A 2,102-nucleotide genomic window follows, 5' to 3' on the forward strand; every position below is an offset into this window, starting at 1 on the left:
GGTGTGGGTCGGGTGGCGGTGTAGTAGTCGTCGCCTTCCCAGCGGTAGGCCGAGATCTGGACGGGCTCGTCGAAGGTGGGTGCGTGCACCATCTGGCCGCCGCCGAGGTAGATACCGACGTGATGGACATCCCCACCCGTGCTGTAGAACAGCAAGTCCCCGGGCGCGAGCTGGTCTTCGGATACCGGTGTGCCGGTGTGGACTTGGTCGTAGGTGGTGCGGGGGATGGCGATTCCGGCGGCGCGGTAGGCGGCTTGGGTGAGTCCTGAGCAGTCCCAGCCGCCGTTGACCTCGGGTCCGTTGCCGCCCCACACGTACGGGAGGCCGAGCTGGGCGCAGGCGAAGGAGATCACTCGCGCGGCAGTCGGGTTCGGTGGTGAGGCGGTGTGGCAGTCGCCGCCTGAGGTGGTGTCGGTGGCGCGGTAGCGGGCGGCCTGGTCGAGGACCTGGTCGACGTACCAGTCGGCGTGGTTGTAAGCCCAGATCGCGGCGCGGAGGTCACCGGGTGCGCCGGAGTCGCACAGGTAGAACGCGGCGGCGTGGATGGCGTCGGAGGGGTTGTAGCGCGAGGGCGGGCTCGCACCACCAGCGGGCAGGGGATGCTGGACGATGACGGAGTCGAAGGTGGGAGCGAGGAACTGCATCGGCCCACCGGCTCCGGAGGCGTTCTCGCCGGAGGACACTCCCGGCAGGGTGGAGCGGCCGTGGTCGGTCTCGACCTTGCCGATCGCGGCGAGCACGCTCCAGTCCAGGCCGGGGCAGTCCCCGGCAGCGGCCTGGTAGAGCACGAGCATCTCGGCCGGGATGTCCTGCACCGCTTCGGTGCTCGGGGTCGAGCCGGTGCCGGTCGAGGCTCCCGGGGCAGGTGCGGTGAGCGCCTGGTCGAACACGATCACTGTGGTGACCACGGTCGCGATGACGACCGTGAGGAACACAAATGCGCCGAACCCTGCCCCGAGTGCCTTGACCAGCATCGCTACCTCACCAGTCCTCGATGGCCGGTGGCCGGGGCGGGGGTGGGGCCAGGGCGACTACCCCGGCCAGGGGTGCCCAGGTCGGTTCCGTGTCGAGTTCGCTGTTCGGGGGCGTGCGCATCGGCCAGACATCGGTGAGTCCGTGCAGGTGCTGGCGGCCGGTGTCGGTGTGCAGCGGAAGCCACACCCGCTCGGCCGGGCTCGCGGTGGTGGCGGGTGCGAGGAGATCGGCGGCGGCCGTGGCGACGGGTACCGCTACGGGATCGGGCAGCCGCTCCCACGTCCGGCGCAACGCCGCACGCGCGTTGGCCTCTCGCTCGGTGGTCGGCACCCACAGCAGGACCGGCGTGACGACCCCGGTGGTGCGGGCCAGCTCAGCGAACCCGTGCAGCTTGGCCGCGACCCTCGACAGGGCGGTGGAGCCGAGGTCGTATTCGAGGTAGAAGTCGAGGACGTCCTCGCCGCGGGTGTAGCGGCCGAAGGCGTCGGGGCGGGCGAGATCACCCCAAAGGCGTTGGCAGCGAGTCTGCGACCACCACCGAGACACCTGTCCGCCGCGGGGCCGGGTGGTGAGAGTGGTGAACCAGTCGGCGACGCCGAGGGCGTGCTTCAGGTGCAGGCTGTGCGCCACCGAGAGCGCGGTCTGATGGGTGTAGCCGAGTTCACGGACCTTGATCCCAGCCTCGCCGGCCAGCACCGAGGCCCCGGCGGGGGCGAGGGTCCAGTGGTAGGGGCGACTGCCCTTGCTACGCCAGGGCCGGAACCGGTCCAAGACGCCGTAGCTGTAGAGGACGGCCAGGCGGCGGCGTGCGAGTTTGGCAGTCGGGAACGCCAGCGCGGCCAGGTGGTCGGTGGTCAGGACGCGGTGTTCGTGGACCATGCGCAGGATCCAGCGGTCGCGCCCGGTCAACCCACCCACGATCGGGCGCGGTTCGCGCGCCCGGTTGGGGCGCGGTGCACGGGTGTCGGCTTGGCGTTCAGGCTTGGAGATGGAGATCATCGGTGCGGCAACCTTTCTCAGGGGTGTCGGGCTAGAGCTGCGGGATCGGGACGGGACCGGAGGTAGATGGTGCTGTGGTGAGGCGGGCGCGGGCGGCGGCGGCGACCTCGCGGGCACGGCCTGGGATG

At 70.9% G+C, this 2,102-nt stretch carries 2 protein-coding genes; both read right to left on the bottom strand.

What is annotated here, in order from left to right; all coding sequences use genetic code 11:
- A partial coding sequence (locus tag HOV91_RS38920) for a C40 family peptidase (RefSeq protein ID WP_174190163.1) occupies positions 1 to 974 on the bottom strand: 974 nt, incomplete at its 3' end.
- A gap of 7 nt (positions 975 to 981) precedes the next feature.
- Positions 982 to 1,974 (bottom strand): replication-relaxation family protein, encoded by a 993-nt coding sequence (locus HOV91_RS38925; RefSeq protein ID WP_174190164.1) that lies wholly within the window; start codon positions 1,972 to 1,974, stop codon positions 982 to 984.
- Between the last annotated feature and the right edge of the window lie 128 nt (positions 1,975 to 2,102).

Source organism: Nocardia barduliensis (assembly GCF_013315795.1).
Taxonomy (GTDB): Bacteria; Actinomycetota; Actinomycetes; order Mycobacteriales; family Mycobacteriaceae; genus Nocardia; species Nocardia barduliensis.

Bases quoted from the DNA above. Each gene is read 5' to 3' on its own strand.
- HOV91_RS38925 (WP_174190164.1), bottom strand. From the start codon at position 1,974: ATGATCTCCATCTCCAAGCCTGAACGCCAAGCCGACACCCGTGCACCG.